7 protein-coding genes are annotated in these 17,410 nt (G+C 41.8%); all 7 read right to left on the reverse strand.

Annotation, left to right across the window (positions count from 1 at the left end):
* Window positions 1–2: 2 nt before the first annotated feature.
* The 7 genes from M2273_RS05335 to M2273_RS05365 all read right to left on the reverse strand — a co-directional run bounded on the left by M2273_RS05335 (window position 3) and on the right by M2273_RS05365 (window position 17,067).
* A complete protein-coding gene (locus M2273_RS05335) occupies window positions 3–1,847 on the reverse strand; it encodes a beta-galactosidase (RefSeq protein ID WP_429393923.1) in 1,845 nt (614 codons plus the stop codon).
* A 48-nt stretch (window positions 1,848–1,895) separates the two neighbouring features.
* The gene (locus tag M2273_RS05340; RefSeq protein ID WP_429393925.1) at window positions 1,896–4,295 is read right to left on the reverse strand and encodes a sugar-binding domain-containing protein; all 2,400 of its coding nucleotides are present in this window, start codon (window positions 4,293–4,295) and stop codon (window positions 1,896–1,898) included.
* Window positions 4,296–4,347: 52 nt separating this feature from the next.
* Complete coding sequence (locus M2273_RS05345) at window positions 4,348–5,886, reverse strand: glycoside hydrolase (RefSeq protein ID WP_429393926.1); 1,539 nt, start codon at window positions 5,884–5,886, stop codon at window positions 4,348–4,350.
* A 50-nt stretch (window positions 5,887–5,936) separates the two neighbouring features.
* Entirely contained in the window at window positions 5,937–7,436 is a 1,500-nt protein-coding gene (locus M2273_RS05350) for an RICIN domain-containing protein (protein WP_429393928.1), read from the reverse strand.
* A 72-nt stretch (window positions 7,437–7,508) separates the two neighbouring features.
* A complete protein-coding gene (locus M2273_RS05355) occupies window positions 7,509–9,209 on the reverse strand; it encodes a RagB/SusD family nutrient uptake outer membrane protein (protein ID WP_429393931.1) in 1,701 nt (566 codons plus the stop codon).
* A 12-nt stretch (window positions 9,210–9,221) separates the two neighbouring features.
* Window positions 9,222–12,452, reverse strand: a complete 3,231-nt coding sequence (locus tag M2273_RS05360) for a SusC/RagA family TonB-linked outer membrane protein (protein ID WP_429393933.1) — start codon at window positions 12,450–12,452, stop codon at window positions 9,222–9,224.
* Between the two features lie 424 nt (window positions 12,453–12,876).
* The gene (locus tag M2273_RS05365; RefSeq protein ID WP_429393935.1) at window positions 12,877–17,067 is read right to left on the reverse strand and encodes a hybrid sensor histidine kinase/response regulator transcription factor; all 4,191 of its coding nucleotides are present in this window, start codon (window positions 17,065–17,067) and stop codon (window positions 12,877–12,879) included.
* Window positions 17,068–17,410: the final 343 nt, after the last annotated feature.

A 17,410-nucleotide genomic window follows, 5' to 3' on the forward strand; every position in this document is an offset into this window, starting at 1 on the left:
TACTATTTGCTAACATCAGATCCGTTTAGCTCGTCAAGGATTGGGCTTTTTACAGTTGATATGCTCTTTTGTTTACCGTCCAGTAATTCAAAAACCGTAATTTTATTAGCGCCTTTTTTCAACCATTCACCCGGAACATACAATGATTGCTGGGGCCCAACCTTCCAGTAACGGCCTAAATTATGGCCGTTTATCCATACAATACCTTTTCCCCATTTCCTCATATCGAGGTAAGTGTCAGCCACGCTATCCAGGATAAATGTTCCCTGCTTGATTACCGGCACTGCCGGGTCATTTATGACAGCCTGTTGAGGCAGATCTGCCACCTTATTAAATGGCAAACCATACATCTTCCAGTTATTCAATTCCCTGCCATCAAGCATTACCATTTCAGTTATCCCTTTTTTGTTTTTAAGCAGATAGGGACCAAAATTAATCCTACCCATATTTTCGACCAATATATCAAGCCTGGCGCTTCCTTTTGGAAGGCTGACCAACAAACTGTCCTGTTTTAACCGCCTGTCCAGAGTACCTGCACGTTTACCATTTATAAACACCACCCCAAAGTCACGGAGACCTTTAATTTTAAGGACAGCATCCTTTTTGCCGGATATCGAAGTCCTGTACAGAACAAAGCCATAGGCCTGGTTAAGATCCTCAAATGTCAATGGGGTTTTATTAACCCTGGCTTGTGGCAGCATATCAAATAAGCCTGCTGATCGATTAAGCTTAATATCAGCAATAGCCATGGCTGATTTCGCGGCCGGAACTTCAGGTAGAGTTTGCCCCTCAGGCAAATGCTTTTTTATAACCTGCCTAAATTTCTGGTATTTATCTGTAGCATTACCCGCCTCGTCAAGAGGGGCATCGTAATCGTAACTACTTATTTGTGGTTCGTAAGGATCTTTGTCGTTGTAATTCGCACCATTCATAAAACCACGAGTCGTTCCGCCGTGAAACATATACATATTTATGGAAAGGCCGGCAGAGAGTACAGAATCCAATCTGGCTACATAATTTTCTGCAGGCACAGTGTGGTGCTTTGTTCCCCACCAATCAAACCATGCCGGGTACCATTCCGCAATAAAGTAAGGGCCCTTACCATTATGGTTATCTTTGATCAGTTTTTTTACCTTGTCCACATTGTCTACGCCGTTAATAGCGGGCAATAATCCGGGCAAATGCCCGTCCTTTATCGCAGCTTCAGGATCGCATGTATATAATTGGCCATCAAAACCCGCATCAATAAACATTTTGCGGTTTATGGCCAGGTAATCTTTATCACTGGCGTATGAGCCGTATTCATTTTCAATTTGCACCATCAATATATTACCCCCATGATTTACCTGGAGCGGCGCAAGTTGCTTGCCTACTTCTTTAATATATAGCTCATATTCCTTTAAGTAACTGGCTTCTGTACTACGCACGATAAGGCCTTTCTCCTTTTCCAGCCAATAAGGGTACCCGCCGAATTCCCATTCAGCGCAAACGTAAGGGCTTGGACGTAAGATCACCCAAAGGCCTTGCTCCTGTGCTGTTTTAACAAATGCGGCGATGTCATTATTGCCGGTAAAATCAAAATGACCTTTTTGTGGTTCGTGCACATTCCAGAAAACATAAGTACCAATGGTATTGAGCCCCATGGCTTTGGCCATTTTCATACGTTGCCGCCAGGCCTCACGGGGCACACGGGTATAATGCATTTCACCCGAAATGATCTGTAAGGGCTTACCATCAAGCAGGAATGCGGTATCACCGAGAGCGAAAGAATGTTTAGCAAGCTGGGCTTGCAGCTGAGCAGACGCAAACAGGGTAACAAACAGGAACAATAGTTTTATTAGTTTCATAAATTAAAAATGCAGGTGTTAACTTTTTTATAAGGGATCTGATAGTGATTATTTTACGGTTAATGTTAGGGTTGATGACTTGAGGCTACCGGCGCTGAACTGTACTTTTATGCTCCCCTGCTTACCTGTGGTTTGTATGTAAGCCAACAAACGCCCATGCAATGCCTTCCGTTGGCTGGCCTGATAACTTTCATGGCTGCTATTGCTGCCGCTTTCCAATCCTAACAATTTACCGGGACCCGTAATTGATACCGTTACCTCATCATCAGCAGGAAATACGGGGTTTCCATCCTTATCGGTTATAGATACTTCAACCTGGCTTAAACCTTTTGTTTTACTGACAAATACCACATTATCAGCTACAGCTTTAAGCTGGTAAGCCTCGCCGGCTGTTTTTATCGAGTTGGCGCACACTTCAATACCGTTGTTATATCCTTTAACCAAAAGCTCACCTGGCTGGTAATCTACCAACCAGGAAGGTACCTGTCCCCTGGTAGTATCGCGCGATTGTTTTCCAAGGGAACGACCATTCAGAAACAGCTCCGTTTCCTGGCAATTGGTAAAGCAATCTACTTTTATTTTACGGCCTGGCTGCCAGTTCCAAACCGGCTCGGCTGTACGGTGGCTCCAGATGCCTCTATCATCGACCCTGGTCATTTCACGCGCTCCTATATAAACCATGGGTTTGGCAGTCCAAAGGCTTTGTCTGTAAAAATATTCGGGTTTTTTAAATCCGGCCAGATCAATAAGACCTGCTCCATTACTGCGCTGCGGCCATTTGCCGGCCTCACCAAGATAATCGATCCCGGTCCATAGGTATTGGGCCGAAATATATTCGTTGCTGTCAACCGCGTTCCAGGCCTGTCGCTGCATACCGTTTTCACTGCCGTAAATGATACGGTTGGGATATTTTTTATGATCATCAGCATAGCGGTATTCCTGATAATTATAACCTACAACATCCAAAACCTCAGGGTAACCAACCTCGTTCGACATAACAACGCCAGCAAGAGCAGCGGTCACCGGGCGGGTTGTGTCAATAGCCTTTACGGCTGCTACCAGTTTTTTGGCTATAGGAGTAAGTTCGCTGGCCGCTGGATGATCGGCCAGATGGCCTTTTCCGTAGATCTGAGGGTTACGACCTGTATTTAATATTTCATGTGTATATGGATCATTAGGATAATCAATTTCATTACCTATGCTCCACATGATAATTGAGGGATGGTTACGCGCTCTCAGCACCATATCGCTGACATCGCGATCAGCCCATTCTTTAAAATATTCATGATAACCGTTTTTTGACGGGGTGCCCACATTCCAGCCGGCTACCCATTTATTTTTACCTATCTCCCATTCATCAAACGCCTCATCCATTACCAAAAAACCCATCTTATCGCACAGATCATATAAATAATCAGCGTGGGGATTATGGCTCAGCCTAAGTGAATTAACCCCGACATCCTTCAATATTTTGAGGCGGCGCACCCAAACCTCTTGCGGAACGGCCACACCCAGCGCACCAGCATCGTCATGAATACAAACACCTTTCAGTTTTGTGCTTTTATCATTTAAAAAGAAACCCTTATCCTTATCAAAACGGATGCTGTGGATGCCTACAGCCTGTGTTACCTCATCAACCGGTTTGCCATTGCGGCTAAGCGACACGCTGAGCCTATATAGATGGGGATTTTCGGTGTCCCACAATTGTGGGGTTGTTATTTTTTGCTCAAACTCAACCTCCTGTTGGCCAGCCTTTGTCCGGAGCTGTTTTTGTACGGATGCTACCGCTTTGGCCTTATCGTTAAACAGGTTCACCCTTACGGTCACATTTGCATCACCGGCAGTGTTGTTGGTAATGTTTACTTTAACCTTTACTGTTGCCTGTTTTGGTGAAACCTTTGGTGTGCAAAATGCCACATCCCATGGGTCAATATGTACTTGATCTTTAACAATAAGGTAAACATTGCGGTAAATGCCTGAGCCGGTATACCATCTCGAGTCGGCAAATTCACTGTGATCAACCTTAACGGCTATCGTGTTTTTACCGTTTAAATTTAAATAATGGCTAAGCTCATATTTAAACGAAATAAAACCATTAGGCCGTTTACCTAAATGGTGCCCGTTTATCCATACTTCGCTACTTTTGTATACCCCGTCAAAATAAATGTATACCTGCTTGCCCCGCCAGCCACTATTGGCAGTAAAGCTTTTTTTATACCAGCCTATACCACCGGGTAAATAGCCGGTAGCACTTGCCCATTCATTACTAAATGGACCTTCAATACTCCAGTCATGTGGCAGATCTACAATTTTCCACTGGGTTTCGGTGGCGATACCGTTGATGCCCGTACCGATATCCCCTTTGTGAAACCTCCAGTTTGAATTAAACAGAGCGGGCTTACCCTTGTCCTGGGCTTTAAGCATCCCCGGCAATAGTATTATGCTCATAAAAAAAAGAAGGTGGTAGATTTTGTTTTTCATTTGAGATAGTGATAAGATGTTATTTGATAATACCTGTAAGGGTGATGATGGAGCGGGCGGGAACCACGTTTCTTACTCCCGTTGCTTTATTAGCCTTAAGCTCATCCGCCTGCGATGTGGTATATGCCGAGGAAAACTTAATATTGGCGTTGCTAATGTTCAAATTGGCAGCTACGTCATCAGCGTTTGGGTTGATGATAACCGCTGTAAAGTTCTTTCCATTTTTAAATGCGGAAACAAGCAGCGGCTTAACTGTTACTGCGGATGTAACTTCAGCATCAACCCTTATGGCTCCGGGCCCTATAAACCTGCTGTAATTTCCCATGGCCCAAAGCATTTTGCTGGTGTAAAAATTGCCATCTGTTTTATTTTTATCTATATAGATAAGGCCATCCTTATAGTCATAAGCCGAAATGGCTGTCCACCACTGCCAGGCTGATGCATTTGCGGCGGTAAGGTCGGTATGAATAACCGAGGCTAAATACAGAGCCGCGTCAATACCCAGATCACGTTTGTTACCGTCTATCTCGCCTGCATTATCGCCTAAAATACAATATTCCGATTGCCAGAAATCAAGTCCTTTTACAGCCGCCACACTATCGGCCAGTACCTTACGTGCTTTTATAGCGGTAGCCATTGGCGATGTGGTAAAGTAGCTGTGTGCTGCTATAGTTTTAGTTACACCCGGCAGGTTACCAATGTAGTTTGCTGATCCGTCCCTAAAAAAATCATTTATTTGGAGCCCTTTTCCTGGCTTATCACCTGCCGTAAATAAATAGTTAAGGCTCCCGGCTTCGCCGATAAGAATTTTTGAACTGATCTTATTGTTTACAAACTCTTTATTAATTGACTTCACGAGGCCTGCTACCTCCGCATTGTTATACGGGCATCCCTCCTGACCGCCATCGCTCCAATCCCATTGGGGTTCATTTACCGGGCTTATATAATCAAATTTAACTTTGCTTACCTGCTCCACGCCTTTTACTACCCTGGCCAGGTATGAGGCAAAGGCATCATATTTATCGGCCGATATATTTACCTTGCCACCGCTTGCATATGCCTTACCATTAATTGTAAACTGCACCGGAGGGCTATTGTTAAAACCTAAAAACTGGTTTACCCCGCGTTTTTTGGCTGCCTTTAAAAACCACACCTGTCCGGCCTGGTTTTGCCAGTTGTAGCTGCCATCATTGTTTAAAAACGATTCGGCACGGCGCCATTCATCTTTAATACCGCTTTGATCTGCCTGTTGGGCACTACCTGCACCAATATTAAACCGCCACAATGACAAACCGATACCCTTAGGTGAGCCATCAGTATAAGTATCGCGACTAAAAAACAGGTCGGCAATTTTATTGCGCTTATCATTGGGCCAATTGCCCACAAACTGACATGCCCATGCATCAGATGCACCAAAATTACTGATGGTTTGATATGTTTTTGAAAGATTGATATTAATAGCAACTGCTTTGATCTGACCGTTTACAAAAGAGGTATTAAGCCCTAAAGCAGTAATCACTAAAAGTATATTTTTTATAATAGATCTTAGTATCATCATATTTAAATCAACAATAAAACAGCGCCTAACAGCACTGTTTTATTGTAAAATTATTGTTGTACAATTTGCCATTGCTGGTTGTTGCCGCTGTTCCACGGCCATTGTATTATGCCTGCGCCATTTGCAACAGACGCGCCGTTAACATCAAGCGCCAGGCTACTGTTGCGATTTATAGCTTTGTATATACCATCGCTTGTGGCAGTAAGCTGCCATTGCTGGTTATTGCCTCCATTCCATGTCCATTGTATTATGCCTGCTCCATTGGCTGTGGATGAGCCGTTAACATCAAGCGCCAGGCTGCTGTTGCGGTTGGTTACTTTGTAATAGCCGCCACCGTTATTGGTTATTTGCCATTGCTGGTTATTGCCACCATTTTGCGGCCATTGTATAATACCCGCACCATTTACTGTCGAGCCACCGTTAACATCAAGCGCAAGACCACTGTTAAGGTTTAAAAAGCGGTAATATGCCCCGGAATAAAAGGTATCGGTACCACCGGTGCCTACACCCCAGGCATATTTTATGCGGCTTAAGCCCGACGCATTTGTGGTTGATACGGTAAGATTTATTCCGGTACCACTCAGCTCCTGGATCCTGTAACTATCGCCGGTACGGATGCCCGGCCAGTAAACGGCTCCCATTCCAAATGTACGCACCTGGTTGGTGAGGCCTTGCAGGTAAGCAATCTCCACATCGCCGCCTATGGCACCGGTATAGTTTTTACCACCGGTCATAGGTATGCCAAACTCTGTTAATACCGCACGGCTGCTGTAGCTGCCTATATTGCCTTTCAACCTGTTTTCCCACTGTAATGCGGTTGTATTGGTACCATTGCTAAAGAAAGTATAATCATGTATGGATAAAAGGCAGCCCGAAAAACGACTGTCGGCACCTACACCTGTAATATCCTGCGAATAAGAAGTACCACTGATGAGGATGCGGCCCTGTGGTATAGAGGGATAATTGCCTAACCATTGCGCACAAATGGTTGTCCATTCGGTTAGGGAATAGCCATGAGGTTCATTAAATATTTCAAAATATACATGCGCGTTACCGCCGTATTTAGTAACAATAGTTTGCCACATTGACCAAAACTCCGTAGTATTATCAATCTTCCCATCTGCAGAAGATTTGGCTTCCCAATAGCCCAATATCACATTCATTCCTTTGCTCAGCGCTTTATCAATAACTCCGGTATACGAGTTCCACCAGGTTTGTGATACGGTTGAGTAATTTACAGGCAGCCTAACCGTATTGGCCCCTGTATTGTTCTGGATCCCCGTTAAAACTGCATCGGCTTTGGCTGATACGGTAGCATAACTATCTGCCGAAGTTAAGCCACTTAATACCAATATCCCGTCGCTGAAGTTATCGCCATCAGCCGCCCAATTAACTCCCTTAAGCACGCTTGCCGGTGTTGAGTCTGTTTTAACCGGCTTTTCTCCGGTTTTTACTTCACTTGTTGACGATTCCTTTACCGCGATCATGTCTTTTTTACAGCCTCCCACCACACAACATACCATCAATAATAAAACACGTAGGTTCTTCATAATTTGTTTAGGTTAGTATTGGGTTGAAAAAAGGGGAAAGAAAAAAACATCCTTCCCCTGGTATAAGTGCTGTTAATAGCCGGTATTTTGTTGCAGCTGGCCACCTGAAGCCTGTATCTCGGCCCTTGGTATTGGTAACCAGTAATGTTTGGTTGCAAAGGAACGGCCATCCAATGCTACTTTTGGTGTATAACTAAAGCTGCCATTAGCATTTTTGGTAATGATCATCCCTCCTGCCGGTTTGTTTTCGGTAACATCGGCAATTTTCCAGCGGCGCACATCGTAAAAACGGTGCTCTTCAAAGGCCAGCTCTACACGGCGCTCATAGCGCACCGCATCGCGCATTTGTGATTGTGAAAGCCCGGTTGCCAGCGCCGGCATATTAATTCCCGGACGCGATCTGATCTGGTTAATTGCCGTGCGTGCTGATAGTGTTGAACCCGAAGGAACAGCATCAGGACCGTATGCCTCGTTAGCAGCCTCTGCAAAGTTTAACAAGATCTCGGCATAGCGGAAATAGATCCACGGCTGAAAGCCTGCATTACCCCATGGGTTTTGAAGCGGGTAAGCATCATTCATGAACTTTTTAAGATAATAACCAGTTTTGGTAGTATTCCAGTTATCAGGTCCATCTTTACTGTCTTTACCACCCGGAATAAAGGCATCTATCGTTTGCCCCCTGTAGATAGATCCATTGTAAAGCACGGTTGCAGCAAACCTTGGGTCGCGGTTTGCATATGGATGGGTAGGGTCATAGCCTGATGTTGGATCGGTAATAGGTTTACCATCCATCATTTCATAATCATCAACCAGGTTTTGCAGCGGGGTATTGCCTGCCCAGCCACCATAACCGTTTGGGCCATTGGCAATTTCAAGGTGCGTATGGTTAGCATTTTTGGTATATAAGCGAGCAAAAATGGTTTCGTTGGTTTCATTTATTAAAAACAGGTTACCATACCCGCCGGTATATATTCCATATTTATTGAGGCCGATAACTGCCTGCGCCGCGGTAACAGCATTAGCCCAGGTGCCTGCATTGTACAACGGGCTTGCTGCATAGAGCAATAACCTTGATTTTAAAGCCAATGCAGCACCCTTGGTAGCACGACCTAACATCCAGGTACCGTCATTATTTAGGGGGAGCTTTGAAGCAGCATCATCAAGCTGAGCAGTGGCGTAATCAATACTTTCCTTAATGCTCGCCCTTTTAAACAGTGATGGATCCTGTAAATTATCAGTAAGGTTAGTTACTTTATCGCCCATTAAAACAACGCCGCCATAATTGCGGATGAGGTCCTGGTAGCGGAATGCCCTTATAAATTTCAACTCGCCTTCAATACGTGTTTTATGCCCTGCACTTAAAGGCATGTTTGGTAAAAGACTTAAAGCGTAATTACATTCCCTGATGCTCCTGTAGCTACGGCCCCAAAGTACACCGGCACCGCCTAAATTTTCAGGGGCCAGCTGCCCTCTTTGCACAAGCCAGGTAGCGTCGTCATTATTATAGATAGACTCATCAGTAAGCGAGCTCCACATACTGTATTCAAAACCACGGCCAAAACCAGGATTTGAGCCGTCACCCTCTTTGTCCTGTAATCTCTCGCCAATGTACCGGTTGGTTACAAATGCTTCAAAAACGGCCGTATCTGATTCTATGGCCGATGTTGCTATCCTATCCGTTGGTTGTACATTTAAAAAATCTTTTTTACATGCTGTAATACTCAGCATTCCGCACATTATTAAATATAGCGGGGTTTTATATTGTAGTTTCATTATCTGTCCTGATTAAAATTTCACGTTAACACCTAAGTTTATAATTCTCTGTTGCGGATAAAACTGGCCGCTACTATTGGTTTGGTCCGAATAGTTTTGGGCGCCTCCAGTTGTTCCTTCAGGATCATAATCCTTCACTTTTGTAATGGTAAATAAGTTAAATGCACTTACGTATACCCTCAAACCAGAGAGTTTAATTTTTGAAAGGAAAGGCCCGTTAAAGTTGTACCCTAACTGAACGTTTTTTAACCTAACGAAAGATGCGTCATTAAGCCAGAAGGTGTTTGGATACAATCCACCGCTGATGGCGTTTGATGCGCGGTCGGGTACCCTTGGATAAGTACCGTTCGGGTTTGTTGGGCTAAACCTGTTATTGGCCCAACTGCTGTAAAAGTTGCCAATGCTGCCGGATTCCGGTAAAACATACTGGCTAACCTGGGCCTGGCCTGAAAATAATACCGAAAGATCAAAGTTTTTATAAGCGGCGTTAAGGCTTAAGCCATAAGTAATTTGCGGAACATTACCGTATTTGGTACGGGTTTGATCATCGGCGGTTATTTGAGTGTCGCCGTTATAATCCAGATATTTCAGGTCACCAACCTTAGTACCCGGGACATGGGGGTAGCTGTCAATCTCCTGCTGTGTACGAAAAATGCCTATGCTGTTGTATAACAAATAGCTATTTAACGGCCGGCCTGTTTTGCTTTGGTAATCTAAAGTGCTGCTGGCTTCATCAATAAAGATTACCTTGCTCTTGGCGTAGGTAATGTTACCGCTTACACCCCAGGTAAATTCCTGCCCAGTGTGGTTGTAACCTAAGGTTGCTTCAAAACCTGAGCTGTTAATTTTACCGATATTTTCAGATGGCACTAATGGCGTGTATGTTGCTGATCCATCATTATAAGGGTTTACGATACCCGAAGAGCCCGGAAGCGAAGCATTTCTTGTTGTAAGAATATCAGACCTTTTTTGCTTAAAGTAAATAGCCTCTAAAGTAAAGTTGTGCAGGAAGGTGGCGTTAATACCTACATCCAGTTTTTTGGCTACTTCCCATGTAATATTTGGATTTGCTAATTTTTTCAGGCTAACATTAGGTTGGATAACGTTAGAACTTGCAGACGGATCATAGGCCACAAAGCCGTTACCAACCAAAACATAATTATCAAAATACTGAAAGTTGTCGACGTTATCATTACCCAATGAACCGTATGATGCCCTGATCTTCAGATCATCAAAAAAACCGACGCTGCTTTTAAACCAGTCTTCTTTGGAGATTCTCCAACCAACCGAAGCTGAAGGAAAGTAACCCCATTGTTTTCCTGAAGGGAATATGGAACTGCCATCAGCACGTAACTGGCCTTCAAACAAATATTTTTCGTCATAGGCATAAGCCAAACGGCTGATCACGCTTCGGCGGTTATAGTTTGAACTGTAGCCAGAATTCAGGTAGTCAGTAGCAGCACTTCCGCCCTGTGATAATTCGGGCAGTTGTGATGATAGATAGTTGTAACGCCTTGCATCAAAATATTCACGATGAGTTTTGCTTTGTTCGTAACCCACAAAAGCGTTGATGTCATGCAAGCCATATTTCCTAACAAAGTTCAGCTTAATGTTTGAGGTAATTAGCGATTGATTGTCCTGCGATTCAAACAGTGTTGCTTTGTTGTTATTACCGCCAACCACAACTTTGGGGTATGTATTAGTGGCTGCATCATATTTGTATAAAATGTAAGGAGTGCTAAAGTTTTTATCAAAAGCATCCGATCTATCTACAGAGAAAAAACCATCAAGTGATAATCCTTCAATACCTGGTATAGCGTAACTACCCCTTAAAATACCATTGAAAACCTGTGTTGGGTTGTTGTTTATACCACCAATGTCGGTTACCTGTACTGCCGGGTTGTTATTTTCAACACCGGTTGTTGGTAAGCCATTAGGGAAATAGGCTCCAATAGTAGGGTTTCCCCTGTATACAGAACGGAAGACATCGCCCGCGCCAGTCCCCGGGAACACCCTGTCTTCTTCACGGCCTGAAAGGGATAACCCTACTTTTAAACGTTTGGTAACATTAGCATCAATATTTGAACGGAAATTGTACTGGTGATACTTTGTAGCGCCGTTTTTGTATATCCCATCCTGATAAATGGTACCCAGCGACACAAAATATTTTACATCCTCGCTACCACCATTAACAGAAAGGCTATGCTGATTTTGCAACGCTGTGCTTTTAAGGGTTTGCTTTTCCCAATCGGTATTTGGATAATTAAGCGGGTCAGATCCATCTTTAAACTTTTGGATCTGTTCGGCAGAGTAAGACTGGTTTAAACCCAGGGTAGGACTTGTATAGTAATTGATCTCGTTCATGATCTGTGCGTAGGTTGCCGCATCGGCCATTTTAGGCAAACGAGTTGGAGAACTAAAGCCCTGATTAAAGCTGTAGTTTATAGTAGGTTTACCGGTTTTACCTCTTTTGGTAGTAACCAAAATAACACCGTTGGCTGCCCTGTTACCATATATAGCTGCTGAGGCATCTTTTAATACCGACATACTTTCGATATCATTGGGATCAAGCCTTTCCAAACCACCAATTTGTCCTGGAACTCCGTCAACTACGATAAGTACGTTGTTATTACCTGTGGTAGCCAAACCACGAACGGTTATGTTTGAGCCATCATAACCAGGCTCACCGCTGCGGTTGTTTACAATAACACCCGAGAAACGCCCTGCAAGCGAATTTGAAAGGTTGGGTTGTGGGCTTTTAACCAGTTCGGCACCTTTAACCTGCGATATTGATCCGGTAAGGGTAGCTTTTTTCTGTGAGCCGTAACCTACAACTACAATCTCGTTCAAAGATCTGGGGTCGCCCACCAGCTGCACATTAATACCTGATTTTCCGTTTATAGCAATTTCCTGTGTAGTATAGCCGATGGATCTGAATACGAGATATGCATTCTCATCCTTTACAGTTATGGAATATTTACCGTTAATGTCCGACACCGTACCTTGTGTAGTTCCCTTAACAATAATAGTAACTCCGGGAAGTGGTGCTCCTTTTTCATCTGTTACCACACCCGTAACGGTCAGGTCCGCGCTTTTCAAGCTTTCAGTTGTTATCCCATACTCCAAGCTTTTTGCGAGGCCGCGCAGTGGTGATAAAAACGCAACGGCAGCAACAAGGAGCATGCTTAAAGTTCTTCTTGCGTTTCCATGCGGTGAAAATTCTTTCAGTAAATTTCTTCTCATGTTTTTAAATTTTAGGGGTTAATAATTATTAAAAAAAACACGTGCAACTTGTTCAGCTGTCCACGTTTTATCACTGGACTGGCTATATCAAATAATAAAATAAAGCACGCGAAATTTGGTTTATGGCAGCTAAGGTCGATGAAATCTATATAACCGACGGGTGGTTAATCGTCAGAAAAAAAGGGGTAAAAAGGTATTTTAACTATAAAAACTAAAAAAAACAGCTTCGCTCCTCTTCGCTATCTACGATGATGAATATTTTAAATAAATCCCTGATGAGTTTGGAAAAGAATAGATCACCTGCTGGAACATACTGACAGGATCGGCATAATTATTTAAAAATATTCGTTAATTACCAATGACGATCTTCTCTACAGCACGCACAGATAGGAATGAGATGCAGCATAAATTAGTAACCGAAGTCTTAATATTCCCCGAAACTTTTAGCCGTATTATTGAATTCATTATGTACCAGATCTTCAGAAAAATTTTTGCGGTACTTTTTAATATATTGAGATGGATTTATGCCGAATAACTTTTTAAACTGTTCCCTGAAATATTTGATGTCGTTGATTCCAACGAGATAAGTTGTTTCAAAAATATTATGCCTGGTATTGATCAATATCTCTGCTGCTTTTCTAAGCCTGATAAATCTTATAAATCCATTGGCAGACTGGCCTGAAATAAACTTGACCTTTTTATACAATGTGGAATGTGATATACCCAATTCCCTGGCCAGGATCTGAATACCAAAGTCAGGGTTCTGAATATGTTTTTCGACGATCTTGATACAATTTTCTAAAAAGGCTTTATACTCAGCGGGTATTTTCTGGTTACTTGAGTTAAGCGTGATCTCATTATAAAAATACTTTTGCAACGTATTTTTATTTTTTAAAATACCTGCTACACGGGCTTTAAGAATTTCTTTATCAAAAGGTTTACTGATGTAATCATCTGCACCGCCTTCAATACCCTTCAGTTTTATATCAGGAGATGTGCTTGAAGTAAGGAGTATAACTGGAATATGGCTGATGTTAATATCCTCTCTTATTGCAGCGCACAGTTCTATGCCGCTCATGCCTTCCATCATCACATCGCTTATTACGATGTCGGGCAAATGCTCCCTGATGATTAACAGCCCTTCTTTACCATCATCAGCCGAATAAACTTTGTAATCATGCTTGAAAAGCATTCTAAGATATTCTCTTAAATCTTTATTATCGTCTATAATTAATATTGACTTTAAATCGCCACTAAGGTCAGCATCTTCAAAAAGTAAATTGACATCTTCTGGCTCAGCATCGACTATAATTTCGTTTTCAACGAGTTCCTGCAAAATAACCGAACTGGTTTCATCATCCTCGAAAATGATATCACTCTTTAAATGTTTTTTTCCTTTTAATAAGGTAACCGTAAATCGTGTTCCCCCGCCAACCGCACTTTCATAATTTATATTTCCGGAATGATCTTCAACAAATTTTTTAACAAGGAACAAACCGATACCAAAACCACCGGTCGATGGATTTTTGATATGTTCCTCCTGATAAAACCGGGAATATAACTTGTCACCTGTTCCCTCTTTAATACCATGCCCGGTGTCAATAATTTCGATGCTGACATTAGATTCCTGCTCAGTGATCACCATTTTTACACTTCCACCAATCGGGGTGAATTTTATGGCATTTGATAACAAGTTAAAAAGAACTATTTCCATCTTTTCCCTGTCAGCAAATATTTCAATATGTTCATTTGCACAATTGAATTCAAAAATCAGGCTTTTAGCCTTCGCCTGATAGGTAAAACATAAAAACACTTCCTTACTTAATTCAACTATGTTAAGCCGGGAAATAGTTAATACGCCAGCCTCTGAATCTGCCTTACGAAATAAAAGTAGCTGATCTACCAGGCTTAACAATCTTTTAGCATTACGGTAAACTATATTCAGGTTACTGGTGTCAACCTCGTTTTCATGATACAATAATTCCTTAACCGGATTGATAATAAGCGTCAGCGGTGTCCTGAATTCATGGGAAATATTAGTAAAAAAAGATAATTTCCGCTCATTCAGTTCCCTGTCTTTTTCAGCGGATAATTGGGTGATTTTTATTTCATACTTTAACTTAGACTGGTTGGCCCGGTAAAGCATGTAATAGTAGAAGATAAGGCCTGCCGCGGCAATATAGCATAGATATGCCCACCATGTTTTATACCAGGGCGGCAAAATTTTAACTTGCAATGTTGCAAAATCATCAAACCAAATGCCGTCCTGATTGGAACATTTGACCCTGAACGTATAATCACCTGGTTCCAGGTACCTGTATGTTGCTGATCGTTGGTTACCAACAAAATTCCAGGACTTATCCAGCCCTTCCATTTTATAGGCAAAAGCACCTTTTTGCGGATAAGCGTAGTTCAATGAAGTATATTGAATGGAGAACACCGATTGATCTGGTTGCAAGATCAACTGTTTAGTTTCATTAATCGTTCTTGACAATACAGTTCCATTTTTGCCCGGATCGCCAACTTCTACCGGTTTTCCGAAAATCTGTAGGCCTGTTATAATAACCTCAGGCTTAAAATTGCTTTTGCTTACCTTTTCTGGTTCAAAAACATTAAGGCCTTCGGTACCTCCAAAATACATCAGTCTGCTCCGGCTATCGTATATAACAGACCCCACATTGAACTGTCCGGCCTGTAAACCATCTGATTGATCAAAATTCGACACTTTGTTTGTTATCGGTTCAATATTGGATAAACCTTTATTTGTACTTAACCATATCGAATTATCGCTGGCCTTTTTAATGGCATAAACTGTATTATTGGCCAGTTTGTCCCTTTCATTATACCGCTTAAATGTATGATCATGAAAATTATAGATAACAAGACCATCCCCTTCCGTACCTATCCAAAGCCTATATTTATTATCCAGATACAATGAAAAAATAACCTCGCTTGGCATATAAGCCTTTTCTTCTCGGGAATTAAAAAATCGCCGGATTTTTTTACTTTGAACCTCCAAATAATCTAACCCACCACCATAAGTTCCTATAAATAAGTTTCCTTTGGTGTCTTCAATTATTGCCCTTACGTCATAGGAGCTAAGAGCGCTATTTCCTGGATTATAATTTGTAAAGGTTTTTGTAGCCGGATTGAAAAGGCTAAGCCCGCCCCCATTAGTACCAACCCATAAATTCTTATGGCTGTCTTGATAAATCACCCGAACATCGTTCCCACCGATAGTTTTAATGTCGTTGGCGTTATGATTATAATTGACAAATAAATCCGCTTTTCTGTCGTAGCGAAAGAGGCCTTTGGCATACGTGCCAAACCATAAATTATTTTCACGGTCAAGATAACCAGACAAAACAGCGTTATCGGTCAGGCTCCCCGGACGTCCGTCAGCATAGTAATGTTTAATAACACTTCCATCCGGCAAAGCTTTAAAGATACCATCCCCATCCGTACCAAACCATAATGCGCCATTTTCATCCTGGCACATCCCATAAAATCTGTTCAGACTTTTGCCAATAGCATCAGATCTGTTGTTTTGGATCCGCATAAATTTCTCCTTAATGCTGCTGATCATGTAGATCCCCTCTCCATATGTACCAACCCAAATATTCTGGTCACGGTCAACATACAGGGTTTGTACCGATCTTTGGGTGATGTTATAACCATCATCACCGGTAACAGGTGTAAGTGAAAAGTTTTTTAAATCAGAATCAGTAACGGATTGCAATGGTAATTTATAGAGCCCACCGTCCTGGAGCCCAATAAGCAAATTTTTATCTTTGTCTTCAATAAGTGAGATATACCTGTTGCTTTTAATATTCTTCTGACTGGTTTGGTATCGTTTGAACTTATTTAAATTCCGATTATAATGAATTAACCCGTTACTGGTTGCGATCCAAATATTGTGAAGATGATCTTCAAAAATATCATTAATTCTTCCCGGGGGAAAATCGCTGAGCTCCGAAGAGGTATTAATTTTATCAGTGACAATTCCATCTTTCTGATGAAATACATCAATTCCGGCATCCTGGGTTCCTAACCAAAGCAGTCCCTGCGAATCCTCCAGCATGGAAACTATTCTGTCACTGGATAATTGTGGCAGCTTTACCCGGTTATAGCTAATAAAAGCACCAGATTTCGTTTTAAAGTAAGAAATACCCAAACCATACGTGGAAATCCAAAAATTATCATTTTTGCTTTGTATGATGTCGTTCACATCGTTTTTTTTCGTGTGGTTTGATGTAAACCTGTAATGATAAAATCTTTCATTCCTGGTATCCAGTTTGCTTAAGCCATCCCTTGATGATACCCAGATATAACCGGCGTGATCTGAAAATATTTTCTGAACATAGTTACTTGACAGCGCAGTAGAATCGCCTTGCTTTACCTTGAATACTTTAAAAGTAGAGCCATCAAACCGATTTAGTCCGTCATTTGTAGCAAACCAGATAAAACCCTTTTCATCCTGGGTAATACTATTGACGATACCAAAAGAAAGACCATCTTTTAGTGTATACTTCAGAACTTTATTCTTTATGGGTGCCTGTCCATAAGTTATCGAAATAAAAACCTGAAGCAATACCAACAAACAAAACCTCTTCATCACATTTATAATCAGCGATTTATTATATAAATAAATAACAAGTACAGCTCATCATTAGCTAAGCTGGAGGTGTTATTACTAAAATTAAACCGGTTGTATTACCTTACGGCCTTTCAAATCTTTTAAATAAAACTCAAAAGGCCGAAAGACCATTGTTTATAATTATTGTTAAAATAACACTTAATTTTATAAATAAGCAATTAAATTTAGAAATATTGTTCCTAATATGGAAGGTAAACACCTATATAAAGATGGACTTTATTTTCGTGAAATCAATCAAAAACCACCATTTAAAAAAATAACGAACAGGCGCACACAATGGCCGGGACTACTGATTTTGAGT

It is taken from the genome of Mucilaginibacter lappiensis (assembly GCF_050433765.1).
In the GTDB taxonomy this organism is placed as follows: domain Bacteria; phylum Bacteroidota; class Bacteroidia; order Sphingobacteriales; family Sphingobacteriaceae; genus Mucilaginibacter; species Mucilaginibacter lappiensis_A.